The 18,262-nt window shown below is 65.3% G+C and carries 22 protein-coding genes; 9 read left to right on the forward strand and 13 right to left on the reverse strand.

Features of this window, described 5'->3' with window-relative positions; all coding sequences use genetic code 11:
• Positions 1–12: 12 nt before the first annotated feature.
• Entirely contained in the window at positions 13–1,035 is a 1,023-nt protein-coding gene (locus CRM90_RS20995; protein ID WP_158249042.1) for an alpha/beta fold hydrolase, read from the reverse strand.
• Positions 1,036–1,130: 95 nt separating this feature from the next.
• Between CRM90_RS20995 and CRM90_RS21000 the strand changes: the two genes are divergently transcribed.
• The gene (locus CRM90_RS21000) at positions 1,131–1,463 is read left to right on the forward strand and encodes a YnfA family protein (RefSeq protein ID WP_102808870.1); all 333 of its coding nucleotides are present in this window, start codon (positions 1,131–1,133) and stop codon (positions 1,461–1,463) included.
• A 48-nt stretch (positions 1,464–1,511) separates the two neighbouring features.
• On the opposite strand, the gene mbp1 is transcribed toward CRM90_RS21000, so the two are convergent.
• On the reverse strand, positions 1,512–1,745 hold the full coding sequence (gene mbp1 / locus CRM90_RS21005) for a microaggregate-binding protein 1 (RefSeq protein ID WP_102808871.1): 234 nt from the start codon (positions 1,743–1,745) through the stop codon (positions 1,512–1,514).
• 253 nt (positions 1,746–1,998) lie between these two features.
• On the opposite strand from mbp1, the gene CRM90_RS21010 reads away from it, so the two are divergent.
• Entirely contained in the window at positions 1,999–2,313 is a 315-nt protein-coding gene (locus tag CRM90_RS21010) for a hypothetical protein (RefSeq protein WP_083120675.1), read from the forward strand.
• Here CRM90_RS21010 and CRM90_RS21015 read toward each other — a convergent pair.
• From CRM90_RS21015 to CRM90_RS21025, 3 genes are all read right to left on the reverse strand, one after another.
• Complete coding sequence (locus CRM90_RS21015) at positions 2,310–2,696, reverse strand: nitroreductase/quinone reductase family protein (protein ID WP_102808872.1); 387 nt, start codon at positions 2,694–2,696, stop codon at positions 2,310–2,312. The two genes, CRM90_RS21010 and CRM90_RS21015, sit on opposite strands and share 4 nt — an antisense overlap.
• Positions 2,697–2,717: 21 nt before the next feature.
• Positions 2,718–3,857 (reverse strand): YncE family protein, encoded by a 1,140-nt coding sequence (locus CRM90_RS21020; protein ID WP_158249043.1) that lies wholly within the window; start codon positions 3,855–3,857, stop codon positions 2,718–2,720.
• A gap of 490 nt (positions 3,858–4,347) precedes the next feature.
• A complete protein-coding gene (locus CRM90_RS21025; protein ID WP_502693296.1) occupies positions 4,348–5,346 on the reverse strand; it encodes an oxygenase MpaB family protein in 999 nt (332 codons plus the stop codon).
• A 98-nt stretch (positions 5,347–5,444) separates the two neighbouring features.
• On the opposite strand from CRM90_RS21025, the gene CRM90_RS21030 reads away from it, so the two are divergent.
• Complete coding sequence (locus CRM90_RS21030) at positions 5,445–6,041, forward strand: TetR/AcrR family transcriptional regulator (protein WP_102808875.1); 597 nt, start codon at positions 5,445–5,447, stop codon at positions 6,039–6,041.
• 14 nt (positions 6,042–6,055) lie between these two features.
• Here the strand turns inward: CRM90_RS21030 and CRM90_RS30740 are convergent, their stop codons facing one another.
• Positions 6,056–6,529, reverse strand: coding sequence for a hypothetical protein (locus CRM90_RS30740; protein ID WP_199189977.1), 474 nt, complete (start codon positions 6,527–6,529; stop codon positions 6,056–6,058).
• 176 nt (positions 6,530–6,705) lie between these two features.
• Here CRM90_RS30740 and CRM90_RS21040 point away from each other — a divergent pair, with 176 nt between their 5' ends.
• Positions 6,706–7,377: a DUF3060 domain-containing protein gene (locus CRM90_RS21040; RefSeq protein ID WP_102808876.1), complete on the forward strand. Its 672-nt coding sequence runs from the start codon at positions 6,706–6,708 to the stop codon at positions 7,375–7,377.
• A gap of 61 nt (positions 7,378–7,438) precedes the next feature.
• Here the strand turns inward: CRM90_RS21040 and CRM90_RS21045 are convergent, their stop codons facing one another.
• Positions 7,439–7,888: a cupin domain-containing protein gene (locus CRM90_RS21045; RefSeq protein WP_102808877.1), complete on the reverse strand. Its 450-nt coding sequence runs from the start codon at positions 7,886–7,888 to the stop codon at positions 7,439–7,441.
• Positions 7,889–8,071: 183 nt separating this feature from the next.
• Between CRM90_RS21045 and CRM90_RS21050 the strand changes: the two genes are divergently transcribed.
• Positions 8,072–9,457 carry an amino acid ABC transporter substrate-binding protein/permease gene (locus CRM90_RS21050; RefSeq protein WP_233209429.1) on the forward strand — a complete coding sequence of 462 codons (1,386 nt, stop codon included), beginning with the start codon at positions 8,072–8,074 and terminating at the stop codon, positions 9,455–9,457.
• Positions 9,454–10,227, forward strand: a complete 774-nt coding sequence (locus CRM90_RS21055; protein WP_102808879.1) for an amino acid ABC transporter ATP-binding protein — start codon at positions 9,454–9,456, stop codon at positions 10,225–10,227. Before CRM90_RS21050 ends, CRM90_RS21055 begins: the two co-directional genes overlap by 4 nt.
• A 2-nt stretch (positions 10,228–10,229) precedes the next feature.
• Here CRM90_RS21055 and thpD read toward each other — a convergent pair whose 3' ends face one another.
• From thpD to ectA, 4 genes are read right to left on the reverse strand one after another with little or no spacing between them, the layout of a single operon-like run.
• Positions 10,230–11,132 (reverse strand): ectoine hydroxylase, encoded by a 903-nt coding sequence (thpD, locus tag CRM90_RS21060; protein WP_102808880.1) that lies wholly within the window; start codon positions 11,130–11,132, stop codon positions 10,230–10,232.
• On the reverse strand, positions 11,129–11,521 hold the full coding sequence (locus tag CRM90_RS21065) for an ectoine synthase (RefSeq protein WP_102808881.1): 393 nt from the start codon (positions 11,519–11,521) through the stop codon (positions 11,129–11,131). The genes thpD and CRM90_RS21065 overlap by 4 nt, the downstream gene beginning before the upstream one ends.
• Before the next feature lie 31 nt (positions 11,522–11,552).
• Positions 11,553–12,842 carry a diaminobutyrate--2-oxoglutarate transaminase gene (ectB, locus tag CRM90_RS21070; RefSeq protein ID WP_199189978.1) on the reverse strand — a complete coding sequence of 430 codons (1,290 nt, stop codon included), beginning with the start codon at positions 12,840–12,842 and terminating at the stop codon, positions 11,553–11,555.
• An 18-nt stretch (positions 12,843–12,860) separates the two neighbouring features.
• On the reverse strand, positions 12,861–13,448 hold the full coding sequence (gene ectA, locus CRM90_RS21075) for a diaminobutyrate acetyltransferase (RefSeq protein WP_102808883.1): 588 nt from the start codon (positions 13,446–13,448) through the stop codon (positions 12,861–12,863).
• A gap of 560 nt (positions 13,449–14,008) precedes the next feature.
• On the opposite strand from ectA, the gene CRM90_RS21080 reads away from it, so the two are divergent.
• Positions 14,009–14,431 (forward strand): organic hydroperoxide resistance protein, encoded by a 423-nt coding sequence (locus CRM90_RS21080; RefSeq protein WP_102808917.1) that lies wholly within the window; start codon positions 14,009–14,011, stop codon positions 14,429–14,431.
• 14 nt (positions 14,432–14,445) lie between these two features.
• On the opposite strand, the gene CRM90_RS21085 is transcribed toward CRM90_RS21080, so the two are convergent.
• The gene (locus CRM90_RS21085; RefSeq protein ID WP_102808884.1) at positions 14,446–15,228 is read right to left on the reverse strand and encodes a DUF427 domain-containing protein; all 783 of its coding nucleotides are present in this window, start codon (positions 15,226–15,228) and stop codon (positions 14,446–14,448) included.
• Between the two features lie 98 nt (positions 15,229–15,326).
• Between CRM90_RS21085 and CRM90_RS21090 the strand changes: the two genes are divergently transcribed.
• Positions 15,327–16,082 carry a dienelactone hydrolase family protein gene (locus CRM90_RS21090; protein WP_102808885.1) on the forward strand — a complete coding sequence of 252 codons (756 nt, stop codon included), beginning with the start codon at positions 15,327–15,329 and terminating at the stop codon, positions 16,080–16,082.
• Between the two features lie 12 nt (positions 16,083–16,094).
• Positions 16,095–16,367 (forward strand): DUF6295 family protein, encoded by a 273-nt coding sequence (locus CRM90_RS21095; RefSeq protein ID WP_036343599.1) that lies wholly within the window; start codon positions 16,095–16,097, stop codon positions 16,365–16,367.
• A gap of 18 nt (positions 16,368–16,385) precedes the next feature.
• On the opposite strand, the gene CRM90_RS21100 is transcribed toward CRM90_RS21095, so the two are convergent.
• Entirely contained in the window at positions 16,386–18,251 is a 1,866-nt protein-coding gene (locus CRM90_RS21100; RefSeq protein WP_102808918.1) for a glycoside hydrolase family 2 protein, read from the reverse strand.
• Positions 18,252–18,262 lie beyond the last annotated feature (11 nt).

The following is an 18,262-nucleotide window of genomic DNA, read 5'->3' on the forward strand; positions in this document are numbered from 1 at the left end:
GCCCGGGATCGGTTACCCGGTCAGTGCCGCCGGAACCCGGCGGCGGGCCGGCCACCGGAAAGCCCACGGGCGACGGCGCGAATGACGACGCGCCGCCGGCGATCGGAGCAACTCCAGTTCGACGGGTTCGAGTTCATCGGCATCCAGGTCCGGGGTATCGCGGTACACCCGCGCCAGCGCCCGGCCGAGTTCGGCGCCGAGCAACTGGCGCATCATGTCGGCGCCCTGACGCGGGTGAGCCAACATCCACGAATGGTGCGCACCCGGCACCCGGTAGAGCGTCCCGTCGGCCCGCTCGGCCATGTCGTAGGCGTTCTCGAACGGAACGACGCCGTCCTTCTCGCCGTGCACGACGATCGTGGGCACACCGTTGGCGCGCATGGCGACCAGCTTGTCGCCGAAGTCGCCGGAGCCCAGAAGCGCCCTCAGGGACCCGGACAGTCCGCGCGGCGAGCGCGTATTTCGAGCCAGTGCACCCGCCATCACCCGCAGATAGCCGGCCATTTCACCCAACGGGAGCCGCCTCGGGTCGCCCTGGGCGTCGACGGCAACGGCCAGTAGCCGCTCGGCGACCGCGCGGGGTGAGCGGTGCCCGGACGAGATCGACTCGTCGAACGGCGCGCCCGCGGCGGCGTTGAGCAACACCGCCGCCAGCACCCGCTCGGGTGCGCGGGCCGCCAGGTCGACGATCATCCGGCCACCCATGGAGTGGCCGAGAAAAACCGCTTTCCGGACGCCCACTGCATCCAGGGCGCGCAGCGTCAGATCGACACGGCGTTCCAGCGTTGCCTCGGCGGGCAGCCTCGGCGTTCCGCCATGACCGGCGGCGTCGACAGCGATCACGCTGAATCCCAGCGCCCCCAGCCGGCTCAGCAGCCCCAGATAGGCCCGCGCGTTCAGGCCGTAGCCGTGCAGGAACACCAGCGGGACACCGCGGCCGCCGGTCGAGACGCCGACCCGGTGACCGTCGTCGAGGCGCACCACGTCGTGGCTGAGCCGGACGCGCGCACCGGAAGGCAGTTCTGTGGTGGTCACCGGCCTGGGATTAACCGCAGATCGGCTTCGCACACTGTGTCGTTGGCGACTGATCGGCGCGGGTGTGAGCAACTCGCCCGTGCCATGCTGGCCCGGTGGTTGTGCTGAAATCAGCGGCTCTGTTCCTGGCTGCGGCGCTTCTGGAGATCGGCGGCGCCTGGCTGGTGTGGCAGGGCGTCCGCGAACATCGAGGCTGGGTTTGGGTCGGCTTCGGTGTAATCGCTTTGGGGGCTTACGGTTTCGTCGCGACGCTGCAGCCCGACCCGCACTTCGGCCGAATCCTGGCCGCGTATGGCGGGGTATTTGTCGCCGGCTCGCTGCTCTGGGGCATGGCGGCCGATGGTTTTCGCCCGGACCGCTGGGATGTGACCGGTTCGATCATCTGCCTGGTGGGGGTGGCGCTGATCATGTACGGCCCACGGTCCTGAAAGGACAAGAACCCGGCCGGGTGCTCCGGCCGGGTTCTCGCACCTCGTCTACTGGTGCGACTCTTGTCGCTTCTCTTGGGCCTTCGCCTCGCCGCGAGCCTTCTCGGCCTCGGCTTCCTTGGCCGCGGCGTCACGCTGAGCCTCGGCCTTGTCCTGCTGCGCCTTGCCCTCTTCGGTGAGGTCATCGCTGCCGGTCACGGCGCCGACGGCTTCCTTGGCCTTGCCCTTGACGTCTTCGACGACGCCCTTGATGCCCTCTTCGGGTCCGCTGTTGTCTGCCATGGGTCCTCCTTGGCGTCTGTTCCTGCAGTGCGGGATGAGGCGCATGCGCACCGTGCATCCCATTGACCGGGCGATTTCTCGGTCAGCGCCGGTCGTCTTCGACCGCGCAACCGCACATCCGCCCGCAGGTCCGGGGTTCCCGGCCCTGCCCCGACTAAACAACTCCAGGCGAATCTGCAGGAGCGGGAACGTTTTCATCGGCAACGACGATGTACCTGGAGGATCATTGGGCGGGAAAAGAGGAGACACGATCATGCGGACCGCATATGCGCTCGCCGCGGTGGCGGCCGCGGGTGGAATCGTCGCAGGGCCGGCCGCGACGGCGTGGGCCGACAGTTCGGCACAGGCCACGATCAGCCAGCTGCAGAGTCAGGGTTACACCGTGAACATCGACCGCATCGGCACGGGTCCGATGTCGAAGTGTGTGGTCACAAATGTGCGCAATCCGCAGACCGTCACTCAGTGGGTGCCCTATACCGGACCGGGGCGCGGCAACAATCGCACCATTCTGGTGCCGGTGGTCACCAGCCAGACGATCTCGGTGTCACTGGACTGCAGCGCGCACTAGTCCAAGTCCACGCGGATGGTGAGCAGGTTGTCTCCCATCGCGCGTACCGCCGCACTGTTCATCCGAGGAAGCTCGGACAGGCGCGCCCGCGCGTCGTCGTCAGGTAAAACCACGGCGGTTCCGCTGTGCCAGCGACCGCGGACGCGGACCCGTACCCGCGGGTTCGCCGCGATGTTGCGGACATATTGGGATCGATCGCCGAATTCCGACACCAGCCAGAACTTTTCACCGTCGAGCCGGCCGCCGATCGGGGTGGTCCGCGGTTGGCCGGATTTTCGCCCGGTCGTCTCCAGCAGAGTCTGAATCGGGACCAGCCGCATCAGTGGGTTGGCGACCCGCCGCTGGACGAAGTTGACGACGCGCTGCCGTGGAGTCGAAGTCATCACTCCATCGTGGCAGCCCGGTCAGGATGCCGCGACGGCCATCTGGGGCTGTGGCACGGCCGGATCGAGCCGGATGGCGGTGATCGCACCGGCGTAGTCCGCCGCGTACAGCCGGTTCCGCACCGGGTCGACGGCCAGGCAGGACAACTGCGGGCCGATGACGACGCTGTCGACGATCTCGGTGGTGGCGGTGCACATCACCGCGATCTCGTCACGGTCGACGATGTAGGCGCACGCGCCGCCGCGGCTGAGCACCAGCTGCGTCGGGACCCCACCCATGTCGATGGTGTCGGTGACGCGGGCCCCGGCGATGTCGATGACATGGATGACGCCGCCGAGTTCAACGTCCCACCCGGTGGCAAAAACGGTGCGGCCGTTGGGCACAACTGCGATGTCACCGATCGAACCGTCGATGGACACTCCGGCTTTGACCGCACGGGCGGTGGTGTCGACGATCGCCAGCATGCCGCCCGTCGGGGTGGTCAGCGCGGCGAACAGACGCGTGCCATCGGCATTGAGCCGAACCGTCTCGATGGAGGCGCCGGGCGCGGCCGGGACGGCGATGCTGGTGACGGAGCCGGACTCGATGTCGATGACCGCGATATCGACATCGTCCTCGCCGGTCCTGCCGACGTAGAGAACGTCGCCGGCCGGGCTGACGGCCAGGCCGGAAAGCGTCATGTCGAACGTCTTAGCCGCGAGCGGTGTCGCGGTGCGGGTGTCGACGGCGATGACGGCATCCTCGGCGTTGGAGGCTGCGCTGACGTAGGCGCGGTCACCGACGATGACGGCCGCGTATGGCTCGCTGAGCCCGTCGATGGTCGCGGTGACCGACAGCGTGGCGGTGTCGATGACGCCCACCACGTCGGCGCCGTAGTGGGCGGTGATGAGATGACGGCCGTCCGGGCTGACGGCGATGTCGCTGACGGGTCCGTGCCCGACGGCGAGCGTGCGGGCGACGGTCATCACCGGCGCTGCGATCGGGTCGGTCAGCGGCTCCAGTCCGGCGCCGCCCAGCAGCTGGGGCAGCAGGTCGCCGATAGGGGTCCGTCGGATCGACGGCAGCGAGGACAGCCACAGAGAGCGCTCCGCGGTGGCCCGCTCAGCCACCGCGACACCGGTGACATTGGACCCTTCCGTAACTCCCGTTGTGTTTGCCATGATCTCGTACCTCCGGCGGCCTGGACTGCACCGCGCATTGTCTTTAGTCGTTTTCGCGTTACCTGCCGGTAACCGCCTGGGTCGAGTGTAGCTAGTCAATTCACGGAGAATTCGCGGCTTTTCGGAACCCATTCCCAAGCACGCCGAAGATCTCAGCAACTGCTAAGACAGTGATCGTTATCATTTCGTTGCAAAGGTTTGATGGCCGTGCGAAAAGGTATTCTGACGTGCCCATTTAGCAGTATTCAAGATCACAGACGAATGGATGCAACGACCCGCGTCCTTAGATTTTCTTACCGGCGCCGGGCCGAAAGAGGCACAAATCACAATGCCTCAGCCGCGTCTAAATTCCTAAGGAAAGTTCTTAACTTATTGACGCGCCCGGAGCTCCGCCGAGGCAGGATGTGGCCCTCGACGATCTTGATGTCGACCGTGTTCGCTGATCGGCAGGCTTAGCGAGTCAGTCTCAGCAATTCGCCAGTGGTCCAGATCACACCATCTGTTCGACGGTCCCGCGGCTGCGGACCGGATCGCTGCCCAACACATAGGACGGCTCGGTGTGGCCGACCACGGTGCCGCCGGCCACCCGCCGACAGGCTTGCTGGAACTCCGGCAGCGGATCCATCGCGAGGTGCGTCGCGTTGAGCGCGGCCCAGGTTGCGGCACGCCGCGCGGCTCGTTCCACCGGGTGAGGCGGTTGATGCCCGAGCATCTGCGCCGCCCAGTCCGGCATGCTGTCGCGGATGGCCCAGTCGAAGAACTTGGCCTCCTGCGGAACGTCCGGATTGTTCTGCAGGTTGGGCCCGGTGAACATGGCGGCGCCGTGAGTCAGGGCCAGCCGCGGTAGATACGACCGCAGGCAATCGAGGGTCTCGGCCTTGGTCGACGGCAGGTCGGTGCCGCCCAGGGCATGACCGACTCGCACGAACTCGCCGTAGTACCGGTCGATGTTGCGCAGCGGCGTCGGGTGATAGAGCTCGTGGCCCGTCGCAATCCCCCAGACCACGGTGGCGTAATTCCAGCGCAGCCATTCGGGATCGTCGGCGTCATAGGGCAAGCCGTCGGGCCGCACTCCCTTGATCGTGTGGTGCATGGCGCGCACGGTTTGGGCAACCCGCTCGGCGGTGGCGGTGGATCCGTAGGCAGTTCCGATGAAGAACGCCACCGAGTGGGCAAGGCGGACCCCGGACCCTTTGAGATCCAGCCGACCGGTGGGGTTGCCGTCCTCGTCGTGCTCGACGACCCGGGAATGATCGGAGCCCATCCAGAAGATGCTCGGGTCGAAGCGCTCGATGAATGCGGCGCACTGCAGTCCGAAGATCAATGCAGGGGTGTGCGAGTGGACATGCCAGACCGCGCTTCCGGGACCGAACCAGCCCGGGTCGCCCTCGGGTTCGGAAAACTCCAGACCACGAAAGAACTTCCCGCGGATGTTCTTGTCGAAATCGCCTCTGATCTTGCGCTCGAGAAGCTGGTGCGGCAGTGGCAGTTTCATCTCGGCTGATCCCTTCCGGCGAGCACGCCATTTTGGTTACGCCCGTAACCAAAATAACATGGCGCCGCCCGATGTCCGTATATCCTCGGCCAATGCCGAGTGCCACCCGGTGGGCGGGTTTGTCCGCCGCCGACCGCCAGGCCGAGCGCCGGACCCTTCTGGTCCGTGCCGCCTACGCGCTGTTCGGCGAGGGCGGCGAGACCGCGATGTCCGTGCGGTCGGTGTGCCGGGCAGCCGAACTCAACACCCGTTACTTCTACGAGAGCTTCACCGACACCGATGCACTCCTTGGCGCCGTCTACGACGAGGTTGCGGGAGAACTCGGCGGGATGCTGACCGCGGCGATGGCCGGTGCCCGCGACCGGCGCGCCCGGCTACGGGCCGGCATCCGAGCGGTGCTCGCCTTCAGCGCGGCCGACCCGCGGCGGGGCAGGATCCTGTTCACCGAGGCACGCACCAATCCCGTTCTGGCCGCGCGGCGGACCCTGGCCCAGGACCACGTCCGCGAACTCGTCCTCGACGAGCACCGCCGCACCGCACCCGAATCCGACCGGGTGGCAACCGAAGTCGGTGCTGCGATGTATGCGGGCGCGATGGCCGAGTTGGCCCAGCAGTGGCTGGCCGGCACACTCGGCGATGACGTCGACGCGGTCGTCGCCCATGCCGTTCGGCTACTGCTGCCGAACTAGTCCCTCACTCATACCTAGGCGGCCAGGCGGGCAGGGCGAAACGCGACGATCGGCAGCCGGTGCGCGAGTTCGACGTGCGCTGCCGGACTGCCGTCGTAGTCCCGGCAAAGCAGGATCCCCATCACCCGGTAGACGAGGGGGCGGATCAGCCAGTGACGCCGTTCGTACTCGGCGATCACCGCAACGGCCTCCGGCTCGCTGAGCACCCGGTGCTCGGCGGAGAACGTCATCCCGCCGAGTTCGATCGATGCCGGTGAACCGGATGCGATGTCGCGGAACCACTCGCACGACGGCCCGAGACCGGCGATGACCATCACCTCGTCGTCGCTCGCGCCGATGACTTCGAGGACCGTGCGGCAGTCGCACGAGTTGGATCCGCCGTGACTGAGGCGAACGAAGCGCTTGCCGAGCAGCCGGCCGAAGCCGTGCTCGTAGATCTCGACCGGGGTGTGAAGCGCCAGCCGGATGATGGGGTGCGGACGAGCCATGCCGGCAGGTACCCCTACGTGACCAGCGCAAAACAGGCGCTTTCGACATCAAGCAATGACGCTTTCGAGGTCAAACAACGGCAATACCGCGCGCACCCGAAAGTTGACCTCATCACCCCCGGGCAGACCCGGGTGGGCAATATTCTGTCGGGAACCGGAACGAGGAGTGCGAGGCGATGAACCCAGACGACGATCCCGAGAAACGCATTCAGCAACTCGAGCGTCCGCTGACCGAGCAGGCCCACACCAGCGAGCTGGGGACCTCGGTGCCGCCGAGCAACTGGACACCGCCTCCCCCCGGGTATTACGGGCCGCCTCCGCCCGGGTATTACGCGCCACCGTCGGTGTCGTCATCCACTCCGGGTCTGCGCCTCGGCTGGATTGTGTTCGTGCTGTTGGTGCTTGGGCTCACCGTCGGCGGCGGCGCGATCCTCATCACCAGTCACATCAACGCCAGCCGCACCTCGCCGGGGCTGCCCACCATCTACGGTGGTGGCGGCACATTCACCACGGCGACCCGACCCAGCCGCAGCACCCCGACTCCCCCGTCGAATTCGGCTGCGACGGTGGCCCCGCCCGAATCGGGCGCCAACCTCAGCATCTCCGGTGTCAACGAGAACAAGCGGCTCGCGTGCGACGACAGCGTGGTCACCATCAGCGGCATGGACAACACCGTGGTGATCACCGGCCACTGCGCGCGCGTTCAGGTGTCCGGGATGAACAACATCGTCACCGTCGATGCGGCCGACGCCATCGAGGCATCCGGGATGGACAACACGATCACCTACCACGGCGGCTCACCGACGGTCGACAAGTCCGGCTTCTCCAACACTGTCGAGCAGGGCTGACGTCAATGCAACACCGGCTTTTCTGGTGCGGCGAAAACCATTGGCAGGTAACGGGATCAGGCTACCGGGCGCACACGTCCGCAGCGTCCTCCCGGACTGGGGCGCCGGCCGGCAGGGTGTAAGTGACGACGACCTCGGCGCGCGAGCCGGATTCGTTGGCGACGCGGTGCGGAACGCCCGCGGGAATGGCGACCGCCTGCCCGGCCGCGTAGGTCACCGGCGCACATGTACCCGCAGTCTGCAATGCGACCGAACCGCCGGTGATCACCGACAGTTCGGTGCCGGGGTGAGTGTGCCAACCGCTGGTCGCGCCGGGCCCCATCGACAGACTCTGGACGATCTGCGTGGCGGGCCCGTCAGTGGTGATCGACACCGGCGCGTCGGTGTCCCCCTTGGCGAGGTCGGTGCGTGTCACGTCGCCCCCGGGCGGCGTCGCCCCGGCCGTTACGGTGGGCGTCGCCGGACACAGCAAGAGCGCGACCGCACCGCAGGTCACCAGTCGGATGGTCATGACACTCCTCGTCGTCGATGGGCAGTTAGCCAGACACGCGGCGAGTCTTGACGTTAGCGTGAACTGCACGCGCACAATCGGAAAATGGGAGGGCAGCGCATGCCGAGCGGATGGTTACGCCGAAAGTCTCGCCGAAGTACTGCGCGGGCGTTTGCCTTGGTGGCGTTGTCCGCCGTCCTGGCAATGCTCACAACTGGATTGTTCGCGCCCCCGCGAGCGTCAGCCGACGGCGAGAACTACTTAATCGCCACCGACACCACCTTCGCTCCGTTCGAATTCCAGGACAAGCAAGGCAATTTCGTCGGAATCGACATGGATCTCATCCGCGCGATCGCCGAGGATCAGAAATTCACCGTCGACATCAAACCGCTCGGCTTCGACGCCGCACTGCAGGCCGTACAGGCCAACCAGGTCGACGGCGTGATCGCCGGCATGTCGATCACCGACAAGCGCAAGCAGGTCTTCGATTTCTCCGAACCGTACTTCGAGTCCGGTATTCAGATGGCGGTCCTGAAGACCAACAACGACATCAAGTCCTATGAGGACCTGCGCGGCAAGCGGGTGGCGGTCAAGAACGGTACCCAGGGCGCCACCTTCGCGAACTCCATCAAGGACAAGTACGGCTTCCAGGTGGTTTCGTTCGCCGACTCGTCGTCGATGTTCGACGAGGTCAAGACCGGCAACTCGGTGGCGGTGTTCGAGGACTACCCGGTGCTGCTGTACGGCATCGCGCAGGGCAACGGCTTCAAGACCGTCACCCCCAAGGAGGAGCCGACCGGCTACGGCTTCGCGGTGAACAAGGGCCGCAACGCCGAGCTGATCAAGAAGTTCAACGCCGGTCTGGACAACCTCAAGAAGTCCGGGAAGTACGACCAGATCGTCAACAGCTACCTCGGTGAAGGCGCCTCGAAGGATGACAATTCGTTCTTCGGGCTGATCAAGAGCACCTACCCGATCCTGCTGCAGGGCCTGAAGATGACCGTCATCTTGACGGTCGTCTCGATCGCGATCGCCCTGGTGCTCGGCGTCATCTTCGGCCTGTTCCGGGTGTCCCGGTCAATTGTGCTGCGTGCCATCGGCACGACGTTCGTCGACATCTTCCGCGGCACCCCGCTACTGGTACAGGCCTTCTTCATCTACTTCGGCATCCCGTCGGCGCTGGGCTTCCAGATGAGCGCGCTGACCGCGGGCATCATCACCCTGTCGCTGAATGCGGGCGCGTACATGACCGAGATCGTGCGCGGCGGTATTCAATCCGTCGACAAGGGACAGATGGAAGCGGCCCGCAGCCTGGGCATCGGATATCTGCCGACGATGCGTAAAGTCATACTGCCCCAGGCTATCCGGACGATGATTCCGTCGTACATCAACCAGTTCGTGATCACGCTGAAGGACACGTCGATCCTGTCGGTTATCGGCATCGCCGAGCTGACGCAGACCGGGCGCATCATCATCGCCGGCAACTTCCAGTCGTTCAAGATGTGGCTGATCATCGGGATCATCTACTTCATCGTCATCATGGCGCTCACCAAACTCTCCGACCGCGTCGAGAAAAGGATCGTGAAATGACCGACCTCGTTCCCGATTCCGCCGACGCAAAGCCGGCAGACACGGTGATGATCCACATCGAAGACCTGAAGAAGTCGTTCGGTGAACTCCTGGTGCTCGACGGCATCACCACCGACATCAAACAGGGCGAGGTGGTGTGCGTCATCGGCCCGTCCGGGTCGGGAAAGTCGACGTTCCTGCGCTGCCTGAACAAGCTCGAGGACATCACCGCGGGCACGGTGGTGGTCGGCGACTTCGATCTCAGCGACCGCAAAGTCGATCTGGACAAGGTCCGGCAGCACATCGGCATGGTGTTCCAGCATTTCAACCTGTTCCCGCACATGACCGTGCTGCAGAACGTCACGCTGGCCCCACTGACGACCAGGAAGATGGACAAGGCCGCCGCCGAGAAGAAGGCGATGGAGTTACTCGGTCAGGTCGGTCTCGCCGAGAAGGCCCATGTGAAGCCGGCCACGCTCTCGGGCGGCCAGAAGCAGCGGGTCGCCATCGCGCGGGCGCTGGCGATGGATCCTTCGATCATGTTGTTCGACGAGGCGACCAGTGCCTTGGACCCGGAGATGGTCGGCGACGTGCTGCAGGTTCTGCGGGACCTGGCCGAAGGCGGCATGACGATGGTGGTGGTCACCCATGAGATGGGTTTCGCCCGTGAGGTGGCCTCCCGGGTGATCTTCATGGCCGACGGCAACATCGTCGAGGACGATGCCCCCGATCAGGTGTTCGACCACCCCAAAAGCGAACGGCTGCAGGAGTTCCTGTCGAAGGTGCTGTGAACCTATGCGGTCGCGGACTGCACGGAAAACGGCTCGGTGGTGCGCGCGGCGAGATACTCGGGGCGCGGCTCGGCCGCCGCGAAGGGCCGGCCGAGCTTGTTTTCGACCGAGTTGAACACCAGGAAGATGTTCGACCGTGGGAACGGTGTGATGTTGGATCCCGATCCGTGCATGATGTTGCAGTCGAACCACAATCCGGCGCCGGGCGGGCCGGTGATCTGGTCCACTCCATACCGATTGGCTGCCGCGGTCAGGGTTGCTTGATCGGGTACGCCGACTTCCTGTCGGACCAGGGAGGACGTGTGGTTGCGTTTCGGCGTAGCACCCACACACGGATAGAACGTCATGTGCGACCCGGGCATGACCATGAGTGAGCCGTTGTAGGGGTAGTTCTCGGAGAGCGCGATCGAGCACGACACCGCCCGCATCGTCGGCATACCGTCCTCGGCGTGCCACGTCTCGAAGTCCGAGTGCCAATAGAAGCCGGTCCCCGTGAAGCCCGGCATCAGGTTGACCCGGGCCTGGTGGAGATAGACGTCGCTGCCCAGCAATTGACGCGCTACCGGTAGAACGGTGTCGAGGCCGATGACTTCCGCGATGACGTCACTGAACAGATGCGGCTCGAACACCGAACGGATGCCGCCCTGCCGCTCGCGAACGATGCGCGGATCGTCATCACCGATCAGGCCGCCGATACGAGCCAGCTCATCACCCATCGGCCTGAGCCAGTCTTGCCCGAGTGTCTGCGGACGAGCCAGGTAGCCGTTGGCCGCCATCGATTGCAGGTCCTGGTCGGACAGCGGTCCGTCGTTGCCCTCGCCCCACACCGTCGGCTCGATTCGAGCGATCGGGTCGGCCGGGCGCTCTAGCCGGGTCGGGTAGTTGTCGTGGGGGTGACCGCTCACCTCGCGGGCTCCGCGGGTGGGTAGGTTCCCGTCTCGTCATGTACCTCGGTACCGGTGACCGGCGGATTGAAGACGCACATCATCCGCATCTGCTCGGTACACGTCACCCGGTGGCGCTCATGACCGTTGAGCAGATACATCGTGCCCGGGGCGAGCGGATACTGCTCACCGGTCTCGTGGTTGGTCAACGTCCCGCTGCCCTCGACAACCCACACGGCCTCGACGTGGTGACGGTAGTGAAATTCGCTGACCGAGTCGGTGTTGATGGTGGTCTCGTGGAACGAGAATCCAACGCCGTCGCCGGCAAGGATGATGCGCTTGGACCTCCACTCCTTGGCGGCCACGTCACGATCGGTGCCGGTGATCTCGTCGGTGGTACGGACAATCACAGGTGAACTCCTTTTGCTGATATGGCCGATGTCAGGACAACGTGCTGGCGACCGACTCGGCGAGTATGTCGATGCCGAGCACGATCTCGGCGTCCGGAGTGGTCAGTGGCGGTAGCAACTTGACGACTTCGTCTGCGGGACCGCTGGTTTCCATCAACACGCCGCGCTCGAACGCGGCACGGCATACCTTGGCGGCTGTCGGCGCATCCTCGAATTTCAGTCCCTGCGCCATACCACGTCCGCGGGCGCTGATCTCGGGGTTCGCGGCCGCGATGGCGTCCAGACGGTCCCGCATCAGGCCGCCCTTGGCGAGGGTCTGATCAGCGAAGGTGGTGTCCTGCCAATACGCTTCGAGCGCCGCTGTGGCTGTCACAAAAGCCGGGTTGTTACCGCGGAAGGTGCCGTTGTGTTCTCCGGGCGCCCACACATCCAGGTCGCGCCGGAACAGGGTGAGCGCCAACGGAAGCCCGTAGCCGCTGATCGACTTGGAGAGTGTCACGATGTCGGGCCTGATACCGGCTTCCTCGAAGCTGAAGAACTTACCGGTCCGGCCGCAACCCATCTGGACGTCGTCGACGATCAGCAGGATCTCGCGCCGATTGCACAACTCGGCCAGAGCGCGCAGCCACTCAGCCCGCGCCACGTTGAGCCCGCCCTCACCCTGCACCGTCTCGACGATCACGGCGGCCGGACGGTTCAGCCCGCCACCGGAGTCGTCGAGCACTCGCTCGAACCAGTGAAAGTCCTCGGTGACGCCGTCGAAGTAATTGTCGTACGGCATCGGCGTCGCATGAACCAATGGGATACCCGCTCCGGCACGCTTCATGGAATTGCCGGTCACTGACAGCGACCCCAATGTCATTCCGTGAAAAGCGTTGGTGAAGTTGATTATTGACTCCCGGCCGGTCACTTTTCGGGCCAGCTTCAGTGCCGCCTCTACCGCGTTGGTGCCGGTGGGACCGGGAAACTGCACCTTGTAGTCCATGCCCCGCGGAGCGAGAATCAGTCGCTGAAATGTCTCGAGGAAAGCGGTCTTCGCCTCGGTTGCCAGGTCCAGTGAATGCACGATCATGTCGCGGCTGAGGTAGTCGATCAGCGGCCGCTTGAGGAGCGGGTTGTTGTGCCCGTAATTTAGAGCCCCCGCACCCGCGAAGAAGTCCAGATAACGTCGGCCGCTGGTATCGGTCAACCAGGACGCGCTGGCTCCGGCCATCTCAACCGGCCAGCCGCGGCAGTAGCTGCGCACCTCCGACTCTACGGCGTCATAGACGTCGGGTAGCTGAAAGTCGTTGAACGAAGGCGCCATTGCCTGGGTTGTCATGTTTCCTTTCGGGTGGGTTCAGTCGGAAAGAGCGGCCGCTATCGGCCCGATACTCAGAATCGGTTCGTCTTCGTGTTCGCTCTCGGGGTCGAGAAGCTCGGCGCCGAAGTAAGGCCGCTCGGTCATCGGGACGCCGTGACGGCGGGCGAAGCCACCGAAGAATGCGCGGGACGGCCCATTGCTGGGGGCGACCGTGGCTTCGACGGTCAGCGGATGGCCGTGTCGTGCTCGGCGAACGCGATTCACGAGTTCGTCGAGCATCGCCGCCGCCAGGCCGGTGCCTCGCACGCGTTCGGTCACCGCGACCTGCCAGACGAACAGCACCTCCGGCCTTTCCGGGGGGTGATACCCGGTGATCAGACCGCAGAGTTCGCCGTCGCGCTCCGCCACAATGGAAGACTTGGCAAAATCCGTGGCCAGCAGCAGATACGCGTATGTCGAATTCACGTCGAGCACCCCTGTCGCGTCGACCAACCGCCGCATCGCGACGGCGTCAGTCGAGCAGGGGCACCGCAGGTGGCGTTCCCAGGACGCGTGTTGCCTGGTCACGCCGGCTAAATCAGTAGTCCACGGGCTTTGCAGCCCGCGCGTGTTGGAAGCATTCATCTCGGGTTGAAATCTCACCACCGAACAAGTCATCGTCGTCGTCAGTTCAAGTCTTCGGCGAGCTGACCGTAGGCCCGCAAAGCGTTGTGAGCAAGCTGTGAGACCGCACGGCGAACGTGGCGTGACGATTGCGGCGTCTGCGCTACCTGCGCGGATAGGGGCCATCGAGATCACTGTCACCCTTGACCGGCGTTACCAAATCGTTACCAACTGCTCACTCGGATCATTGCGCTCCGGCAACCATTGCCGGTGGTAAATCTTCGCCCGACCGCATCGCCGGGACAGCGGTGCGCGACGCTTTGCGCCCGGCTGTGCCGGACACCGGACGCACTCTCGTATCATTTTAGTTGTGCACAACTCGATTGTGCACTAGGCTCTGGTCGTGGCAGCCTCCCCCTGATCGGCTCTCGCCGCAACTTCTAGACGACTGGGCGCGGATCGGGTCACGGAGGTGCGATGGTAAAACGTTGCAAGCCAGGGCTTCCTGCATGCTCGGCGGTCGTCCGATGCAGCGCAACGACGCAGTGACACCATGCTTCACCAACTGGAAAGGAACTCCGATGAAGGTTCTGTACACCGCTGAAGCGCTGGCCACCGGTGATGGCCGCGACGGGCACGGCCGAACCTCCGACGGCAAGGTGGATGTCGATCTGAGCATCCAGAAAGAACTCGGCGGCACGGGTACCGGAACCAACCCCGAGGAGCTGTTCGCTGTCGGCTACGCCGCGTGCTATCACTCCGCTTTGCGGCTCGTTGGCCGGCAGGAGAAGGCTGACGTCTCCGATTCAGCTGTGGGAGCCAAGGTTTCACTCGGCAGCAATGACGCCGGCGGCTTCGTCCTGGCGGTCGAGTTGGAGATCGTGCTACCCAACGTCGACCATGAGACCGCGGTGGCGCTGGCGGACAAGGCGCATCAGGTCTGCCCCTATTCGAACGCCACCCGCGGCAACATCGATGTGAAGCTGACCGTCACCGACGACTGAGGTCAGACCGGACGCTAGGAAAAGTGCGTGTGCGCCCGGGGCAACTCGGCGCCGTCGACGCTGATGTCCAGCTTCTCGTTGTAGAAGGCGACCATGTTCGCGATCGGGGCGACCGCAGGCAGCGGAGTGTTGTAGGTCCAGGCCAGATCTGGATGCAGGGTGTCGCCGACGCGCACCGACCAGTAACCCGAGGTGACGCCCTTGTACGGGCACAGACTCTGGGTGTCCGACGGCTCGAGATGCTCGAACGCGACGTCGCTGCGGTCGATGTAATACCTTGTCGGCAAACCGGTTTCGAACAGCAGAACGGGGCTGTGGGTGTCCGCCAGCACGGCACCGTCGAGTTCCACCCTCACGTGACGGTGGGAGCGCAGCGCATCGACGCGCGCGTAGGGGTTGCGGGGGTGGCCATAGATCGGCTCGTCCTCCTCGAACCAGTTCAGCGCTGCCCAGTCGAAGCGGACCAGGCCGGCGACCGGCCCCTCTCCCGCGTCGAACACTCGCGCCGCCGACGGGTGCGTCTGCGACCCGGCACTCACGGCACATGTGCGCGATGGGCCGAACTGCACACGCTGCGGATGGTCCTCATCGATCAGGAACTGTGATCGCACGTCGGCCAGCGGAATGTAGTACTGCGGGTAATACGGGACCTCCCAGACATACCGCGCTGCTGTGGTGTCGAAGATCAGCTCCGTGCCGAGGAAGCCGCGGACCCGGCGGGGCGACGGTTCTATCCGGCCGCGGGCCGCAGCCACCTGTGGATAATCGGTCGCCGGCTGCTCGGATGCGGTATTCACGATGGGACTCCCTTGCCGTGGATCACGTCACCTTCCATCATGACGAGCGGCGGGGCGGGTAAACCAGCGGCGGGCAGACTCAACCAAGGAGCGGTGCGATGACACGAGCGGGCTCGGACGCGATCCGCGCGGAGACCATCACGATCAAGGGACACGGCGGCGACGAGATCGAGGCCTACTGGGCCGGGCCGCTGACCAGCGGGTCGCGCGGCGGTCTCGTGTGGATCCACCACATGCCCGGCTACGACCGCGAGACCAAGGAGTTCGTCCGTCGGCTCGCCGTCAGTGGCTACCACGTGGTGTGCCCCAACCTGTATTCGCGGGAAGCGCCCGGCGCCGATCCCGACGATGCCGCGGCCGCCGCCCGGGCCGCCGGCGGTGTGCCCGACGAGCGCCTGGTCGGCGATGTGGCCGGCGCGGTCGCCCATCTCGGCGGACTGCCCGGCGCGAACGGGAAATTCGGCGTGATCGGTCACTGCTCAGGCGGACGGCACGCGTTCCTGGCGGCATGTTCGTTGCCGTTCGACGCCGCGGTCAACTGTTACGGCGCGTTCATCGTCGAGGATCCGCCGGAGGGAATGCCCAAGGCGATGAAGCCGATACTCGACCTGGCGCCGAGCCTGAGCGCCCCGATGCTCGGGCTGTTCGGTGCCGAGGACAGGTTCCCGACGCCCGAAGCCGTGGCGACCCTCGACGCGGAGCTGACCCGACTCGGCAAGCCGCACGAGTTCCACAGCTATGACGGCGCGGGCCATTCGTTCTTCTCCGTCGACCGGCCCGCCTACCGCGTGGCCGCCGCCGTCGACGGGTGGCGACGCATCGACGCCTTCTTCGCCACCCACCTGAAAGGCTAGGTCTCCGATCTCATGTGCACCTATCTCACCGAACGGGTCGTCATCGAGGGCAGCGGGAAGGGCGCGACGGGATGGTTCGGCGCCGACCGGGCCACCGTCTACGTCGACCACCCGGTGCACGCGCCGTACACCCACACGGTGAACATCGACGTGCTCAATCCGGCGCTCGGACCCGCGGCCCGGGTGGCACTGGAATTGACCGAAGAAAGCGCGTTGGCGTTGGCCGATGCCATCCACCGGGCCATCGGGCACGCCCCCGCCGGCCTCGCGTCGCGCGACCAGTAGAGCGCGGCGCAATCACCGTCACCGGCGAACGTCTGGCGGCACCAGCCCGGGGGTTCCCGCAGCGATGACCGCGCGATTGCGTTCGGCCACAACGGCAATCGGCATCTTGACCTGCCAGCGGTCATAGCTCAAGAAGCCGTTGACCTCGTTCTCGACATCGGTGGTCTGGGTGTAGATCGCCCCGGACAGACCTGTCCTGCGGACGATGTCTTCCAATCTCCGGCTGACCTGGACATACCGCTCGGTGAGTCGCGCCGGGCTGTCAGCCATTTCGTAGGCTTCCGGTCGCCCCGGCCAGCGGTTCTGGTCGAGCACCAGTCCAAGCCCACCGTATTCGCCGTCGACGCGCACCCGATTGTCCACCGGGACTGGACCTTTCGAATGCGCCTTCATCAGGTCGTCGTGGATCTGAGGTTCGCCCGGTCCGACATAGGTGTGATCGTCGTAGACGTCGCCGGCCAGGGTGTCACCACGCGACTTGCAGCAGTTCACTCCGCTGTTGGCGTCCACCATCCGAGTGGGATCCGCGGCCTTCGTGACGCCGGCGATCCGGGCGGTGTCGAATTCTCCCCAGCCCTCGTTGAAGGGCACCCAGCCGACGATCGACGTCACGCTGCGCAGCTGGTCGATCATTGCCAGCAGCTCTTTTTCGAAGTTGGCCTTCGCGGCGGCCGACGGCTCCGGGGCCGGGCCCACCGGAACGTCCAGCGACACATCCAACGACGGCATGTCCTGCCAGACCATCAGGCCCAGTTTGTCCGCCCAGTAGTACCAGCGCGCGGGTTCCACCTTGCCGTGCTTGCGCACGAAGTTCATGCCCAGATCCTTGATCCGCAGCAGGTCCGACTTGAGCGCGTCGTCGGTGGGCGCGGTGTAGATGCCGTCCGGCCAGTACCCCTGGTCGAGCGGGCCGTGCAGGAACGTGATCCTGTTGTTCAACGCGATTCGCGGCCGCCCCTGCGAATCGGGCATCGTCCCGATCGTCCGCAGACCGGCGTAGCTGGCGACCGCGTCGACAACCTTGCCCGACGGATCCACCAGCGCCACCTTCAGGTCGTACAGGTAGGGATCGTCGGGTGTCCACAGGTGCGGTTCGGGCACCGGAAGGCGAATGGTGTCACCGGCTCCGGCGGAACCGACCGCCACCACCCGGCCACCGTCGGGCTTGACGACGAACACCACAGCGCGCTGGCCCTTCGTCCCTGCGATGCGGGGGGTGACGGTCATACCGGTCAGACTTGTGCTGATGTCCACCTTGTTGATGTAGGTGGCGTGGACCGGCTCCATCCAGACCGTCTGCCAGATCCCGGAGGCACCGGTGTAGAACAGCCCCTTCGGTCGATTGCGTTGCTTACCGATCGGAAAGGGATTGGCGTCGTTGCGGTCCTGGACGCGGACGGTGATCTCCTGGGGACCCGGCCACTGCAGCGCCCGGGTGATGTCGACGCTGAATTCGGTGTAGCCGCCTTCGTGTCGGGCCACCTCGTGGTTGTTCACCCAGACCGTCGCGATCTGATCGACCGCACCGAAATGCAGCAGCACGTGCTGCCCCACCCAGTTGCTCGGCAGCTTGACCACCTTGCGGTACCACATCTCGTCGTCGTGACGCTGGATGCCGGACAGGGCCGACTCGACCGGGTACGGGACGAGGATCTGTTCGCGGTAGGCGCTCGGCGCGGGCGGCGCGGGCAACACCGTTCCCGCTGACCGACCCATGTAACCCCACACACCGTTGAGGTTCATCCAGGACGCCCGTGTCATCTGCGGACGGGGGTAGTCGGGCAGCGCGTTCTCCGGCCCGACCAGTTTGGTCCACGGAGTGGGCAGCAACGCAGCCTTGGGATGCCACATCACGACCGCGTTCGCCGGCGGGTGTCCGAACATCGTGAGGAGCA

The organism is Mycobacterium sp. ENV421 (assembly GCF_002887815.1).
GTDB lineage: Bacteria > Actinomycetota > Actinomycetes > Mycobacteriales > Mycobacteriaceae > Mycobacterium.